Source organism: Enterococcus sp. AMC1086 (assembly GCF_058216575.1).
In genome coordinates this window covers 2,137,766-2,151,378 of record NZ_CM177100.1, presented here as the reverse complement: position 1 = coordinate 2,151,378, position 13,613 = coordinate 2,137,766, and the positions used below count along the sequence as shown (strand labels likewise).

Annotated in this window: 14 protein-coding genes; 8 read left to right on the top strand and 6 right to left on the bottom strand. The window is 35.0% G+C overall.

Going from position 1 to position 13,613, the window contains the following annotated elements:
- The first annotated feature begins 47 nt into the window (after nt 1–47).
- Nucleotides 48–1,193: a citrate synthase gene (locus AC4BC4_RS10150; protein ID WP_438756673.1), complete on the top strand. Its 1,146-nt coding sequence runs from the start codon at nt 48–50 to the stop codon at nt 1,191–1,193.
- A complete protein-coding gene (gene icd, locus AC4BC4_RS10145; RefSeq protein ID WP_490475614.1) occupies nt 1,190–2,473 on the top strand; it encodes an NADP-dependent isocitrate dehydrogenase in 1,284 nt (427 codons plus the stop codon). The genes AC4BC4_RS10150 and icd overlap by 4 nt, the downstream gene beginning before the upstream one ends.
- 202 nt (nt 2,474–2,675) lie before the next feature.
- Here icd and AC4BC4_RS10140 read toward each other — a convergent pair whose 3' ends face one another.
- Complete coding sequence (locus AC4BC4_RS10140) at nt 2,676–2,876, bottom strand: cold-shock protein (RefSeq protein ID WP_069698145.1); 201 nt, start codon at nt 2,874–2,876, stop codon at nt 2,676–2,678.
- 476 nt (nt 2,877–3,352) lie between these two features.
- Entirely contained in the window at nt 3,353–4,483 is a 1,131-nt protein-coding gene (locus AC4BC4_RS10135; protein ID WP_490475613.1) for a baeRF6 domain-containing protein, read from the bottom strand.
- Nucleotides 4,484–5,129: 646 nt separating this feature from the next.
- Here AC4BC4_RS10135 and AC4BC4_RS10130 point away from each other — a divergent pair.
- The 3 genes from AC4BC4_RS10130 to AC4BC4_RS10120 all read left to right on the top strand — a co-directional run bounded on the left by AC4BC4_RS10130 (nt 5,130) and on the right by AC4BC4_RS10120 (nt 7,263).
- Entirely contained in the window at nt 5,130–5,765 is a 636-nt protein-coding gene (locus AC4BC4_RS10130) for a hypothetical protein (protein ID WP_490475612.1), read from the top strand.
- Between the two features lie 160 nt (nt 5,766–5,925).
- The gene (locus AC4BC4_RS10125; protein WP_438756669.1) at nt 5,926–6,441 is read left to right on the top strand and encodes a matrixin family metalloprotease; all 516 of its coding nucleotides are present in this window, start codon (nt 5,926–5,928) and stop codon (nt 6,439–6,441) included.
- 12 nt (nt 6,442–6,453) lie between these two features.
- Nucleotides 6,454–7,263, top strand: a complete 810-nt coding sequence (locus AC4BC4_RS10120) for a hypothetical protein (protein WP_490475611.1) — start codon at nt 6,454–6,456, stop codon at nt 7,261–7,263.
- 116 nt (nt 7,264–7,379) lie between these two features.
- On the opposite strand, the gene AC4BC4_RS10115 is transcribed toward AC4BC4_RS10120, so the two are convergent.
- From AC4BC4_RS10115 to AC4BC4_RS10105, 3 genes are all read right to left on the bottom strand, one after another.
- Nucleotides 7,380–7,511, bottom strand: coding sequence for a hypothetical protein (locus AC4BC4_RS10115; protein WP_490475610.1), 132 nt, complete (start codon nt 7,509–7,511; stop codon nt 7,380–7,382).
- A gap of 443 nt (nt 7,512–7,954) precedes the next feature.
- The gene (locus AC4BC4_RS10110) at nt 7,955–8,632 is read right to left on the bottom strand and encodes an ImmA/IrrE family metallo-endopeptidase (RefSeq protein WP_438756666.1); all 678 of its coding nucleotides are present in this window, start codon (nt 8,630–8,632) and stop codon (nt 7,955–7,957) included.
- Between the two features lie 4 nt (nt 8,633–8,636).
- On the bottom strand, nt 8,637–9,014 hold the full coding sequence (locus AC4BC4_RS10105) for a helix-turn-helix domain-containing protein (protein WP_490475609.1): 378 nt from the start codon (nt 9,012–9,014) through the stop codon (nt 8,637–8,639).
- A 274-nt stretch (nt 9,015–9,288) separates the two neighbouring features.
- Here AC4BC4_RS10105 and AC4BC4_RS10100 point away from each other — a divergent pair, with 274 nt between their 5' ends.
- Together AC4BC4_RS10100 and AC4BC4_RS10095 are read left to right on the top strand one after the other, a co-directional pair.
- Nucleotides 9,289–9,708: an ArpU family phage packaging/lysis transcriptional regulator gene (locus tag AC4BC4_RS10100; protein ID WP_490475608.1), complete on the top strand. Its 420-nt coding sequence runs from the start codon at nt 9,289–9,291 to the stop codon at nt 9,706–9,708.
- 176 nt (nt 9,709–9,884) lie between these two features.
- On the top strand, nt 9,885–10,268 hold the full coding sequence (locus AC4BC4_RS10095; protein ID WP_490477369.1) for a phage holin family protein: 384 nt from the start codon (nt 9,885–9,887) through the stop codon (nt 10,266–10,268).
- Between the two features lie 79 nt (nt 10,269–10,347).
- Here AC4BC4_RS10095 and AC4BC4_RS10090 read toward each other — a convergent pair whose 3' ends face one another.
- Nucleotides 10,348–11,784 (bottom strand): MFS transporter, encoded by a 1,437-nt coding sequence (locus tag AC4BC4_RS10090; protein ID WP_490475607.1) that lies wholly within the window; start codon nt 11,782–11,784, stop codon nt 10,348–10,350.
- Nucleotides 11,785–12,279: 495 nt separating this feature from the next.
- On the opposite strand from AC4BC4_RS10090, the gene AC4BC4_RS10085 reads away from it, so the two are divergent.
- A complete protein-coding gene (locus tag AC4BC4_RS10085) occupies nt 12,280–13,602 on the top strand; it encodes a DRTGG domain-containing protein (protein ID WP_490475606.1) in 1,323 nt (440 codons plus the stop codon).
- Nucleotides 13,603–13,613 lie beyond the last annotated feature (11 nt).

Sequence of the window (13,613 nt, the reverse complement as noted above, 5' to 3'; positions counted from 1 at the left end):
AAATGGCTTTGAAGGTTGTTATTCATATATGGAAGAGAGGGACTTGGATGAAGATTCACAAAGGCTTAGAAGGTGTTGTTGTTTCTGAAACAAAAATCAGTTCGATTGTAGAGAATCAACTATTATTCGCAGGATTTAATATCGATGATCTAGTAGCTGAAAGAGTTCAGTTTGAAGAAGTGATTTTTTTATTGTGGTATTTAAGAATACCTACAAATCAAGAGTTGAAAAAATTTAGACAAGAGCTATCTTCACAAATGGCAATATCCGATACGATCATTACGTGTTTAAAAATCCAAACACGCCAGAACCTTCATCCTATGAGTGTGTTGCGGTCAACGATTTCACTTTTAGGAGTGTTTGATCCAAATGCAGAAGCGACAGATGAACGTTCAACCTATCTGCAAAGTATTGCACTACAAGCTAAAATGCCGACGATTATTGCGGCGTATGCAAGATTAAGAAAAGGCTTGGACCCAATTCCTCCAAGAAATGATTTATCGATTGCAGCAAATTTTCTGTATATGTTGACGGGAGAACTTGCTGAAGATATACGTGTAGAGGCGATGAATCAAGCTTTAGTTTTACATGCAGATCATGATTTAAATGCCAGTACTTTCACTGCAAGGGTGTGCGCATCCACATTATCTGATGTTTATTCATGTATTACAGGTGCAGTCGGTTCTTTGAAAGGGCCACTACATGGGGGAGCGAATGAAAAAGTTTTTGACATGTTAAAAGAAATTGATTCAGAAAATCTCAATGTAGAAGACTATTTAAATCAGAAATTGGATCGTAAAGAAAAAGTCATGGGCTTTGGCCATCGCGTATATAAGACAGAAGACCCAAGGAAAAAGCATCTGAAAAAACTAGCAAAAGAACTAACGACCATTACGCAAAAAGAACAGTGGTATTTTCTATCTTGCCAGGTTGAGCGTTATTTAAAAGAGACGAAAGGCTTGATTCCAAATGTCGATTTTTACTCGGCTACGGTATATCATTGCATGGATATCGATAGTGATTTGTTCACGTTGATTTTTGCAATGAGTCGTGTTTCTGGCTGGTTAGGTCATATTAATGAACAGAAAAAAGAAGATTGTTTGATTCGGCCACGGTCTCATTATATTGGACCTAAACAGTTAAAGTATAGTGAGTTGAATAACAGAATGCAATCAGGAGGAATGGAAGCATGATAAATGGGCAAAAAGTTGGTTTTAAAAATGGAAAATTAATTGTTCCAGACTATCCAATCATTCCTTTTATTGAAGGAGACGGAATCGGACCAGAAATTTGGCAAGCCGCTAAGGATGTATTTGACACAGCAATTGATGAGGCGTACAAAGGGACACGGAAAGTTATTTGGCAAGAAGTGCTGGCAGGAGAAAAAGCTTTCAATAAAACAGGAAGTTGGTTACCAGATGAAACATTGGAAACAATCAAAAATCATCTTGTAGCTATCAAAGGACCACTGACTACACCAATTGGCGGTGGGTTTCGTTCATTGAATGTGGCGTTAAGACAAGAATTAGATTTATATATCTGTTATCGGCCAGTTCGATATTTTGAAGGAGTTCCGTCACCGTTAAAACAGCCAGAAAAGACCGACATGATGATTTTCAGAGAGAACACCGAAGATATTTACGCTGGAATTGAATTTGCAGCTGAAAGTCAAGAAGCAGAAAAACTGATTGCTTATTTAAAAACAGCGTTTGGTGTCAATAAGATTCGTTTTCCAGAATCGTCAGCTATTGGGATCAAGCCAGTTTCTAAGGAAGGAACGGAGCGCTTGGTTCGTGGAGCCATTGAACATGCCTTAAAAAATGATCGACGATCTGTAACGTTGGTTCATAAAGGGAATATCATGAAATTTACTGAGGGTGGTTTTAAAAAATGGGGGTATGCGTTAGCTGAAAAAGAATTTGGTGATAAGATTTTTACTTGGGAAAACTATTTAGAAATCAAAAATAAAGAAGGAAAGTCAGCAGCGGATAAAAAGCTTGAAGAAGCAGAAAAAACAGGAAAATTAATTATAAAAGATCGTATTGCTGATATTTTTTTACAAGAAATCTTGTTACATCCTGAAAATTATGATGTTATAGCAACACTGAATTTAAATGGAGACTATATTTCAGATGCATTGGCGGCGCAAGTTGGTGGAATCGGAATTGCACCAGGAGCAAATCTAAATTTGGAAACAGGGCATGGTATCTTTGAAGCAACACATGGAACCGCTCCAGAATTTGCTGGTTTAAATCAATTAAATCCATCCTCATTACTTTTATCTGGTGTATTGATGTTTGATTATTTAGGTTGGGATGAAGCGAGTCAATTGATCACGAAAAGTATTGAAGAAGCTTTAGTGAATAAAACTGTCACAAAAGATTTTGCAGAACAAATGGAAGGGGCAACTTTGTTAAGTTGTTCTGGTTTTGGAGAAGAGTTAGTAAGGCTGATTAAACACAGTGAAACATAATGGCAAAAGTATTTAGACCAAGGAATAAGATGAGGTTAGGACCTAACTCTACGAGCTATATCGTGGCTTTAAGGAATCCGAATAAACGGTGAGAGCAGAAGCAAGCCTTTGGGCAATAAACGCTTCTGTTCCACCCGTTTTTAATACATAAAAAAACCTGACGAATATTCGTCAGGTTTTGAATTTACTAAAGTTAAGTTAATTATGCTTTGTTAACGTTAGTAGCTTGAGGACCACGTTGGCCATCTTCAACGTCGAAAGTCACTGCTTGACCTTCTTCTAAAGTTTTGAATCCGTCGCCTTGGATAGCTGAGAAATGTACGAATACATCGTTACCGTTTTCTGCAGTGATAAATCCAAAACCTTTGTCTGAGTTAAACCATTTTACTGTACCTGTTTCCATAATAAAAATCCTCCTAATGATATAAACATATTTTGCAATTACTTGAAAGGTGAAAATGTGGAAGATGTTTATTTGAAACAGCTACACATATATTACCGAACAAAAACTACACTCTTAATATAGCATATTTAAAGGCGTTTGACCAGTAATATCTATCAATTAAATAAAAATTTGTTAAGAAATAAAGATTAATTGTCAAAAAAAACTTATTTCTGTTATAGTATAGAAGTATTGAGCGTTAAATATGAAAGTAATGATAGAGTTATATCGTAGAAATCTATTCCGAAGGCGCAGCCTTGGAGCTGCATAGATTTGAAAGTAGGAAGGGTTCAGATTGTTTAGATGAGAATAAGGTTATCCTTACTAATAGATAGTTTTTACATGGTTTTATAGCTAACAAAATATTTAATCAACTTAATTAAAGAGCCACTCAACGATTCTGTTGAGTGGCTCTTGTCCATTTAGTAGAAAAAATGTTAATAGCGTAAAACAGCCAATAATGTTTTTTCATCAGGTGACGCTGTTTGATCTAAGACAAAGACTTTGCCACCTGTTCTAAGAACAGTATCTGTTACCTTATTCAAAACCTTTCGACGATCAAATTCTTCTGTCGACATTTCAGTTGTTTCATTAACGAAATTAGCAGTAGAAATGAAGAAATGAGATATTTTTCCTTCATCTGATGCAGGAACGATATCGTCCAATTGATCGACAAATTTTTTGTCTAATAACTGATTGTACGCTTTTGTCTCTATTGTTTCTAATTCTTGATTGATTTTTTGTGCACCTTTTTCAATATCTTTAAAAGAAACCTGGGCAGGAGAAGAAGAAACACAGGCATCGCTTACCAGATAAGGATTTTTTGCGATTTTTTTAAAGAGTGTTTGGTTTTCAGGTAAGGCATACAGACGAATTGGTAAGTTATCAGAATTTACAAAGGTGTCTTTCAAGTAATTATCGATTGCTTGATAGTAGTTAGTCCAATCAATTTTGACTTCTTCATCTTTTGTGTTCACACCATGATAGGCAACACCTTCTTTAGAAGAACCATTGTATCCAGCTCCGCCTTGAATGGAGTAATTCATACTGCCGCCAGTCAGCTCATCACCTAAAGTACCAACTAAATCGGTTGGTGCATCTGCAGGTAGATCGACCGATTTTACTTGATTGTTTTCAACTAAATAAAGTGCCATGGAATCACGATTTAAAGCCATTAAATAGTAACGATAATTGAATTGATTATTTTTAATGATTCCTAAAAGATAAGGTCGGTCATCAACATAATATTGATTATCGACAGGAACATGGAGTCGATGGATAAAGATATCATTTTCACTAATAATGATGGATACACTTTTTGTAGCATTACGCCAAAAGGATGAATCAGCAAGTAAGGCATCGATTTTTTCTTGAAAAGGGGCAAAAGAGTGTTCGACATACTTCTTCTCGAAGCGGACTTTTGCAGCTTTCGCGAAATTTTTGAGAGCCAAAGAATCTTTTTCAACATCTTGGTGAGCGACATGAGTATTTAAGATAAATGTTACAAAGGGACCTTGAACTTCGTCAGAGAATAGAACAGATAAGTTGTTTTTTTCTTGATCTAACATAATACATTCCTCCTAAATTTAAAAGCTTGACAAATCATTTGAACCTAAAGAAATTAGTATGCAAATAGTATTTGCTTCATTGACAATTTACGAAATTTCATAAGGAGTGATTTGTATAGTTAAAGAATACATCGGTAACATTTCTTTGGTACTAATAAAAGTGTAGCACAGGCAGAAAAATGTTGGAACTAATATGGTTCATTAGGATAGAAACAAAAGAAAAATATAAAAACCTCTTCTATGAGTAATTCCTCATGGTTTTTTTATGAAATACAAAATAGGTGTTCATTTTTATTTTAAATTCAGATGCTAATATGTCTTCATGCCAATTATCCCGAATTGGTTTTTCATACTTACTCCTACCAAGAGTAAATAACAACCTTCATTTCCACCATAGACGACGGTCGTGGTGGTTTTTTTAATTGTTCTTATCCCTTTTTTAAAGGGGTTTATGTACAGTTTGTAGTTATTTTAAAAAATGATTGAAACATTAATAAAAATAATTTACCACAGAATTAGTAAAAAAAATTAAAGGCTATTAAGAATATTCTCAAAGATATCAGCCGTTTCTTCTTCTTTATTCTTTAATAAATGAGTATAGGTATCTAAGACAGAACAAAATACACTGGAGCTTGTACAGTACTTAATGGCCAAGTATGGTTTATCTAGTGATCGAGTAGTACGGTATTATGACGCATCACGGAAAAACTGTCCTGCTCAATTTAATCTAGACGGCAATTGGAGTCGTTGGGTAGCTTTTAAAGCTAAGTTGAATCAGCCTGTTTATCAAACGCCAGAAAAACCGGCATCCAAAATAGTTAAACGTAAGCATAACCAGTACAACACAGTGCGACCAGAACAAAGTGGTCATGTTAAACCAACAAACGGATTATCCTATATGGTCCATTTAACAAGATATGGATGGGGACCGTTTGTAGAGTCCGGGCAACTGGCCGGATCGATCAGAAAAGGAAACACGATAGAAGCAATTAACGTATTAATCAATGGCTCAAAAGATTGGGTAAACATCGAGGCTCACAAAGCTGGGTCTGGATGGGATAAAGCCAAAAGAGGAGAAGGCGGATCAACTGGAAAAGGAATTCGGATAGAAGCTCTAAAAATGACTCTAAATGGCGTATTAAAAGATCAGTACAATTTAGTCTATCGTGTCCACCAATCAAGTATAGGATGGAGCGAGTGGGTGAGTGATGGTCGACAAGCTGGTATCATTGGACAAGGTAAAGGCATTGAGGCTGTTGAGATTAAGTTAGTTTCGAAGTAGTAAAATACCCTCCTCGGAGGGTATGTACATATTGAAAAAGTACGCTAAATAAAAAGAATTACAGTTTTCGTGTCTAAAAAACAAAAATATAAGTTAAAAAAACATTGAATTTTAACAGAAAGACTGATATAATTGCTTTTTATATAAAAGGGGGTTTCAAATGAAGACGGGAAAGATATTGTTGGGGATTGTTATTTTATTAGGAGTTTTTCTGGTACCAGTCAAAGCAGATGCTTACGTACTGTGGAATCATTGGTTAGGTGGATCTAATAAGATTCTGAGATACAATCAGCCAGGAACTAAACATAGTTTACAAGTAGCACATGCAGATATTCACTGGAACAAACAATCACCAGGAACAATCCAACGGATGGATAGGGCAGCTAATGTGCGGTTATATGATGTCAATAAAGGTGCAAATAAAGTGGGTGGAGTCACATCATCAGGAAACGGAACGATTGAATTTAATGATTACTATATGGTTAGGAATAACCATCCCTATAAAGAAGAATTTAGTTTCATGATTGCAACGCATGAATTTGGTCATGCTTTAGGATTATGGCATGCTCCAGGTTCTAAGAATGTAATGTATGCTAGTTTTGGTCCAGGTATTGTAAATAATCTTCCTACAGCGGACGACAGAGCTGGGTTACTTGCATCTAAAAGAAGATGGTAAAAGGAGAAAAGAATGAAAATAAAAAAATTTAGATTAATTTTACTGTTAAGTGTAACTCTTGTTTCACTTATTGCGTGTAAAAATGAAGATAAAAAAAGTGATAAAAAAGAAAGTGTAAGCACATCGATTTCACAAACAAAGGATGTTTTAGCATCACTAGGATTAAAAAACCAAAATGATGTAGACACATGGAAAACACCACTCTCCATCTTTATTTTAGAAAGTTCTTATATGGGAGCGTCCACACTTGAAGAAAAAACACTGGAAGCGGATAATATTTTTGTCGCGACTGTAGAAGAAATGGAAACAACATATCCCAATCCAGTATATGACGAGAACGGAAAATTAATTAGCAATACACCAAAAACTAATTTTAAATTGCATGTGATAGATAACTTAAGGGGGGACCTTCCAACAGGTGAAACAATTCAAGCCTCAAGAGACTATTTCGGAAACGGCGATGGGCAAGAAAAAGGGAAATTCTTAACACTAATAGAGGATGATATTATCCCCGAGGAGGGAAAAACCTACGTTTTTCTAACTTTTGTTCTAGATGGAGAATTAGCTATTCTACCTGGAGGGGAAACGCCTAGTAATTTTCCATTAGAAAATGCCCCGATGAACTTAGATAAGCAAACTAGGAGTGTTGTAGAGGATATCGTTGATTCTTCGACCAAAGTAGAGGAAATTGAAAAACAAGCAGCAAATGAGAAAGAGACATTTGATAAAATAGGAGATACTATGTTAAGCGGCCCCGAAATTCAAGCACGTATTGAAGGGCATGGAAATAAGCTTGATATGAATAAAGTCATAATAAAATAGCTGTTATTGGCTGAAAGCTTATCTCAATCATGAGGTAGGCTTATTTTTTTATTTACTCTTATCCAATGTCGAAATCTTTCTTTTAATATCCATACTCAAAACAAGCATAAACGATTTTATTTTTTACTACTAAAAGTGTAGCCGCAATCGTTACATCTCCACTGGTTCTTTTTGCCTTTTTTACCTGCAAAACCAGCCAAAGTACCTATGCCACCAGTTAGTAGCGCACCTCCGACTGCTTTTCCCATTGAAAAACCTTTCCGGTTGTTTTGCATGAACTGCACATCTAAACTTCTGCAGCGAGGACAATGAACTCCATTGTGGAATAATCCAGCTTTGTTAGTTGCTTTTACTTCAGCAATTTTATCGTCATTGTGTATCTCACCTATATAATTGTTATTACAATTAACTGCATTTTCATTTTCAAGTTCTTTTAGTATAATTGCGGTTTCTTCTGTTGTTCGCTCATCTTGACTACTCCAATCATATTTTTGATTTGCATAATATGCTACTTTTTACGACACAATCATGCAATCTTACATTCAATATTCACCCCTCTAAAAATAAAAGGGGGAGTAGAAATTATTTCACGCGGTAGTTTTATAGTATTTAGAACAAACTTATATTTAAAAGAGTTCAATTACAATAAAAACTAAATAGCTAGGTTTTTATTGAGTATGACATTATTTTTTCACAACGCTTCAATAAACCGATTCGTTCGAAACAAACGTGTTTCCAAATTCGTCCCTAATTCAACAGCTGCACTTTGCCCTTTACCGCTAAATTTATACCGAATAGCATCTGCATTGGTTTTAGCCGCGATATAAGAAACGCCAAAATTAGCCTGCATCGTATGGATCAAACGGATATAAAGGGCGCTTTCCGATATTCCAAAATGATTCGATAGCTGAGACAAATTCCAGCCTTCTTTTAAAAAGCGGAAGAATACAACATCAGGTACAAGTATTGCAGAAGCGCCGATATTTGCTTGAAACTCATGAAGTACTTCGTTATAAGAATAGTGCAAGCTACTTTCTGTATCGGTAAAAATCAGATCATTTTCAGTCATATGAAATAAATAATGCGTAATCTCATGACTGATCGTAAAATTCTTTCTTTTTTCACTCATGTTTTGATTATAGCCAATCGTTGTCTCTAAAGAGTCTTTAACGATCATACCGGAAATACGATCTCTTGCTACGCCATCGAATGGAAAACTGCGCATTGAAACTCCCTTAGATTTTACGTAGTCCCAAAGATAGGAACAGTCGTAATTTTCATAACCGATATTATTTGCTACCATCAACGCTGAGATATAATCGTTTATTTTATCAGAAAAACTAAGATATTCATCAATTTGCTCTGTCATCCAATCACGCCTTGTCGTCTTGTTTTAGTTCTCTTTCACGTTCGATTTCAGCTCGTCTAAAACGAAGAAAACGATCCACTTCATCTTTCAGTTCATCTACTTCATTTTCAGATAAGCCTTCTGTATTCATCCGAAACATGATCTGAGAAGAGAGTTTGTCCTCTTGATCAGCTTCTTTAATGGAAGATACTTCAGAACGTCCCAATAAATAGTCAGTAGAAACATCAAAATAATCAGCTACTTTTTGGATATTCTCTATTTTTGGAGAAGAAGTATCCCAACGACGAATTTGTCCATTAGAAATACCTGTATTTCGTTCGATTTCAGCAAAAGTAACTTTTTTCTTGTCTGCGAGTTCTTTAATTCTGAAAGTTAAACGCATGTTTTTCAACCTTTCATAAGCTTAAATGGAAAAAATTAGCTTTTAAGCTATTTTTAATTGACAATTAGCTTTTAAGCTATTATAATGCTCTTATAAACTAATTTGTCAGTAAGTAGTTAGATAAAGCTATTCTAGCAGTCAGCATCTATAGCGAAAGCAGCAGAAGTAGAATAAAGCTTATTTAACTATACTTACATAATAGCGTAAATGCTAATTTTAGTCAACGATTTTAATATAGATTAGCTAATTCACTAAATAAAGGAGAGGATAAAAAATGCTTTTATTCCCTGAAATCGATCGAAAGAAAACGAAAAAAAAAGTTGATAATTTATTAAAAACGTATCGTTCTTTAGTAAGAATCGCTGGAGAGAAATGTTCGCCGAAAGTAACAACGGCATATACATTTGAAATGAAAAATATTGATAAAAAATTTTCTCGCAAACCGGATAAAGTGGTTGATCGAAAATATCTTGCAGAAGTTGAATTAGAAAAGATCACAGATGCTATGAATCAGTTGGATGCGTACGATAGGCAATTATTATATGACAAATTTATGGACCGAAATTTTACAACAAATATCGCGATATATATGAAACATCATATGAGTGAAAGTAAGTTTTATCGGGAATTAGACAATGCGATGATACATTTTGCTGAGTCATATGAAAGTGGAAAACTGTTAATAGAAAAATGACACTATTATGGGAGAAATTTGGTAGTTTAACTAGACAATAATCAAGTAAAGTATTCCTATACGATAGTTAAAAAGTGTTCAAAAAAAAAAGAAAAGCATTTAAAGCAAACTATCGTAATGATTCAAAAATAATAAGCTAGTTAAGTAAATAATGAAAAAAGGTGGTAATTATGAAAATGTTTGAGTATTTAGATCGTTTTTTAGTCGATGCAGATCATAAAGCAATTTACGTGTTAACATTGATTTGTATCGCGATGATCATCGATTTTTTAAGCGGTAGTTTAGCTGCAAAAATCAACCCCAAAATTGATTTTTTAAGTAAAGTAGGGATCAATGGAATATTGAGAAAAGTAGCTAGCATGGTATTACTTATGTTCTTTATTCCCTTAGCACCATTGATTCCAGGTGGAGCTGGGGTAGGGCTGATCTATGTTTTATATGTTGGCTATCTGCTGATGGAGTTAAAGTCAATCTTTGAAAATTATAAGAAAATGGGCATTGGAACTGAATTATTTGAAGAGTTCATCAAGAGCATTAAAAATGGCAATGAAGATGACTAGTACAAGTCATTTTATTATCTATTAAAAAAATGAAACTGAACGCAGAGATTTTCTGTCGCAGTTTCATTTTTTAGTAGGTTTATCTTTTTTTAGCATTTAATGAACGGAATAAAGTTAGACCTAAAGCTGTTAAACATAAAATAAAAGAACCTAAGAACGTGATCCTCATCCCAAAAATAAAGATATCAGGTCTTGCGCTGATGTATGTCGTCACACGTTGACCATAAGCAACGCTCATTGCGTTATACAAAATTGTCGTAGCCAATGCAATTCCCAAGACCATTCCTAAATTACGAGCGAATGAGTTCATACTCCCAGCAACGCCTAAATCCTCTTTGGAAACACTACTCATGACAGTCGTATTGTTCGGTGATTGGAAAAGTGCATTTCCTAAACCCATAATACCAGTCGCCACAATATAATACCAAAGCGGTGTGCCTTGATTTAAAAACATATACATTAAAGACGTGATCGATAACAAAATCAATCCAGATAAGGTTAAAATCTTTGTGCCGATTTTATCCGTTAAAAAACCGCTAATAGGAGAACCAACGACCATTAATAAAGGAAAGACCATCATCAATAGTCCTGCTTTACTGGCTGGTAAACCACGGGCATTTTGTAAGTAAAACGGGATCACAACGTTGACAAAGAAGTTAGATGAAAAAATCAAAACAGCCGTGATCAAGCTCATTGTAAAGACCTTGTTTTTAAAAATCGAAAAAGTGATCAAAGGTTGACGGACACGTTTTTCTACTCTTATAAAAATGATAAATGAAAGTACTGCAAAAGCAAATAATACAACAGACAAAGTAGCGTCAAAGCCGATTTCCTGACCAATAAAGATACCTCCAAAGAATGTCATAATAAAGGCAGCAAACAAACTAAATCCAAGTATATCAACTTTTTTTCCGCTTTTAGTGATATCTTTTGGTAAAAATTTCTCGCCAATCAAAATTGTGATGATTCCAACAGGCACATTGATCCAGAAAATATAAGACCATGAAAAGTGAGAAAGAATCAATCCGCCGATTCCAGGTCCAGCAATTGACCCCAGAGAAACAAAAGCACCAATCGAACCTAATGCTCGACCACGTTCTTTGAAAGGAAATACTTCTGTGACAATCCCTGAATTTGCGGCCATTGTCATACTTGAACCAATTCCTTGAACGATTCGTGCAAATAAAAGGAATTCTAGCGAATGATTAAATCCGCATAATAACGAACCTACTGTAAAAATCACGGTTCCGATACGATAAACTTTGATCTTTCCAAAACTATCTCCGATTTTTCCAAAAAGCAAGAGACAAGAACAAACAATCATCAAATAAATTGAAACAATCCATTCCGATTGATTCATTGGTACCTTCATATCCTTTGAAATTGTCGGTAACGCTATATTGACGATGCTGGCATCTAAAGTGGACATAAAAGTAAACATTGCTACTGAAACTAAAATCCACCAGCGATTTTTTTGTACTTCTTTATTTTCTTGAAAACTATTAACTGACTCCATAGACTCATCTCCTCAAAAAAGTATGAACATTCCGTTCTTATGATACTCCTTTTTTCGAAAAAATGTTAGTGAGAAAATAATGAAAATTATCAGGAAAAATTTTTTCTAAAACCTTAGTACTGAATAAATTTTTTGAATTTTATGAGAGTAATGATATAAAAGGAAAAAATTGTATTTTTTTATTTTTAACTTCTGTTACAATAAAAAAAGAATAACTGTACTAAAATGTCGTTTTTTTTGTTATACTTTTTAAGTGAAGTCAATCATTGTGGAAGGTATATCTGTTTCAAAAATGTCTTATAACGAATTAAAACAGACGAACCACTTAACATAAAAAATGCTGATGATGTATGAAGAGTGAAAGAAAAACAAAAATATAAAGTCTTAAGAGAATAAGTTTTTGATTGTTCAGTCCGAAGAAAATTTTGCAAAAATGAATGACTTTCCAGCCAAAGCTGAACGAACCCACTACACTTTTAAGATAAGGAGGACATTATGGCGACGAAACATGATCAAATATTAAAGTATATTGAAGGATTACCGATCGGTGATCGTATTTCTGTTAGAAGCATTGCTAAAAATCTTGGTGTGAGTGAGGGCACTGCGTATCGGGCTATTAAAGATGCTGAAAACATTGGATTAGTCTCAACGATCCAGCGTGTGGGAACAATTCGAATTGAACGTAAATTAAAAAAACATATCGAAAAATTGACATTTGGTGAAGTAGTTCGCATTATTGAGGGAGATGTTTTAGGGGGATCGGCTGGTCTAGATAAGGTTTTGAATAAGTTTGTGATCGGTGCAATGACTGAAAAGGCGATGACGCGATACATTACGCCTGGATCACTGATGATTGTTGGGAATCGACAAGGGGTTCAAAAATTAGCTCTGGAAAATGGCGCAGCTGTTTTGATCACTGGTGGATTTGACACAGAAGTCGAAATTGCTGAGTTGGCGGATGAATTAGAAATGCCGGTCTTAAGAACAACGTATGATACGTTTACAGTGGCTACCATGATCAACCGTGCATTGAGCGATCAATTGATCAAAAAAGATATTATGTTGGTCAGTGACATTTATACGACATTAGAAAAAACGAATTACTTATATTCCACGAATACCATTGCAGATTATCAAAAGCTTTCTGAGAAAACCCATCATTCACGTTTTCCTGTAGTAAATAAAAGCCTGCGATTGGTTGGAATTGTTACAGCTAAAGATGTTTTAGGCAAAACGGAAACATTGGCAATGGACAAAGTCATGACCAAAGATCCGATCGTAGTGAAAAAAATGATGAGTGTTGCTAGTGTCAGCCACCAAATGATTTGGGATGGATTAGAAGTCATGCCAGTTGTTGAAGACGATCTGTCATTAGTTGGTTTCGTTTCTAGACAAGATGTAATGAAAGCAATGCAGCTCGTTCAAAGACAACCCCAAATTGCTGATACGATTTCAGATCAAATCTCTGGTGAAGTCATGCCTATTGACGAGAATGGAAAAGCAGATGAGCCTCAGTTCAAATTTTCCGTCACACCCCAAATGGTCAACAGTGTTGGGACGATTTCATTTGGTGTCTTAAGTGAAATCATCTCAAATGTGACACAGCGCACGATGATCACTAATCAAAGAAGAAATGTTTTGATTGAACAAATGAGTTTGCATTATCTGCGTTTGATTCAATTAGAAAGTGAACTTACTATTCGTCCAAGAGTTTTAGAAATTGGGCGACGGTCAGCGAAATTGGACATTGAAGTTTATTTGGAGAATGCTCTTGTAGCGAAAGCAATCGTTGTTTGCCAAGTAATGGAGCGTACCTAGGAGGAAGTATA

Bases quoted from the DNA above. Each gene is read 5' to 3' on its own strand.
- AC4BC4_RS10150 (WP_438756673.1), top strand. From the start codon at position 48: ATGAAGATTCACAAAGGCTTAGAAGGTGTTGTTGTTTCTGAAACAAAA.
- icd (WP_490475614.1), top strand. From the start codon at position 1,190: ATGATAAATGGGCAAAAAGTTGGTTTTAAAAATGGAAAATTAATTGTT.
- AC4BC4_RS10140 (WP_069698145.1), bottom strand. From the start codon at position 2,876: ATGGAAACAGGTACAGTAAAATGGTTTAACTCAGACAAAGGTTTTGGA.
- AC4BC4_RS10135 (WP_490475613.1), bottom strand. From the start codon at position 4,483: ATGTTAGATCAAGAAAAAAACAACTTATCTGTTCTATTCTCTGACGAA.
- AC4BC4_RS10130 (WP_490475612.1), top strand. From the start codon at position 5,130: ATGGCCAAGTATGGTTTATCTAGTGATCGAGTAGTACGGTATTATGAC.
- AC4BC4_RS10125 (WP_438756669.1), top strand. From the start codon at position 5,926: ATGAAGACGGGAAAGATATTGTTGGGGATTGTTATTTTATTAGGAGTT.
- AC4BC4_RS10120 (WP_490475611.1), top strand. From the start codon at position 6,454: ATGAAAATAAAAAAATTTAGATTAATTTTACTGTTAAGTGTAACTCTT.
- AC4BC4_RS10115 (WP_490475610.1), bottom strand. From the start codon at position 7,511: ATGGGAAAAGCAGTCGGAGGTGCGCTACTAACTGGTGGCATAGGTACT.
- AC4BC4_RS10110 (WP_438756666.1), bottom strand. From the start codon at position 8,632: ATGACAGAGCAAATTGATGAATATCTTAGTTTTTCTGATAAAATAAAC.
- AC4BC4_RS10105 (WP_490475609.1), bottom strand. From the start codon at position 9,014: ATGCGTTTAACTTTCAGAATTAAAGAACTCGCAGACAAGAAAAAAGTT.
- AC4BC4_RS10100 (WP_490475608.1), top strand. From the start codon at position 9,289: ATGCTTTTATTCCCTGAAATCGATCGAAAGAAAACGAAAAAAAAAGTT.
- AC4BC4_RS10095 (WP_490477369.1), top strand. From the start codon at position 9,885: ATGTTTGAGTATTTAGATCGTTTTTTAGTCGATGCAGATCATAAAGCA.
- AC4BC4_RS10090 (WP_490475607.1), bottom strand. From the start codon at position 11,784: ATGGAGTCAGTTAATAGTTTTCAAGAAAATAAAGAAGTACAAAAAAAT.
- AC4BC4_RS10085 (WP_490475606.1), top strand. From the start codon at position 12,280: ATGGCGACGAAACATGATCAAATATTAAAGTATATTGAAGGATTACCG.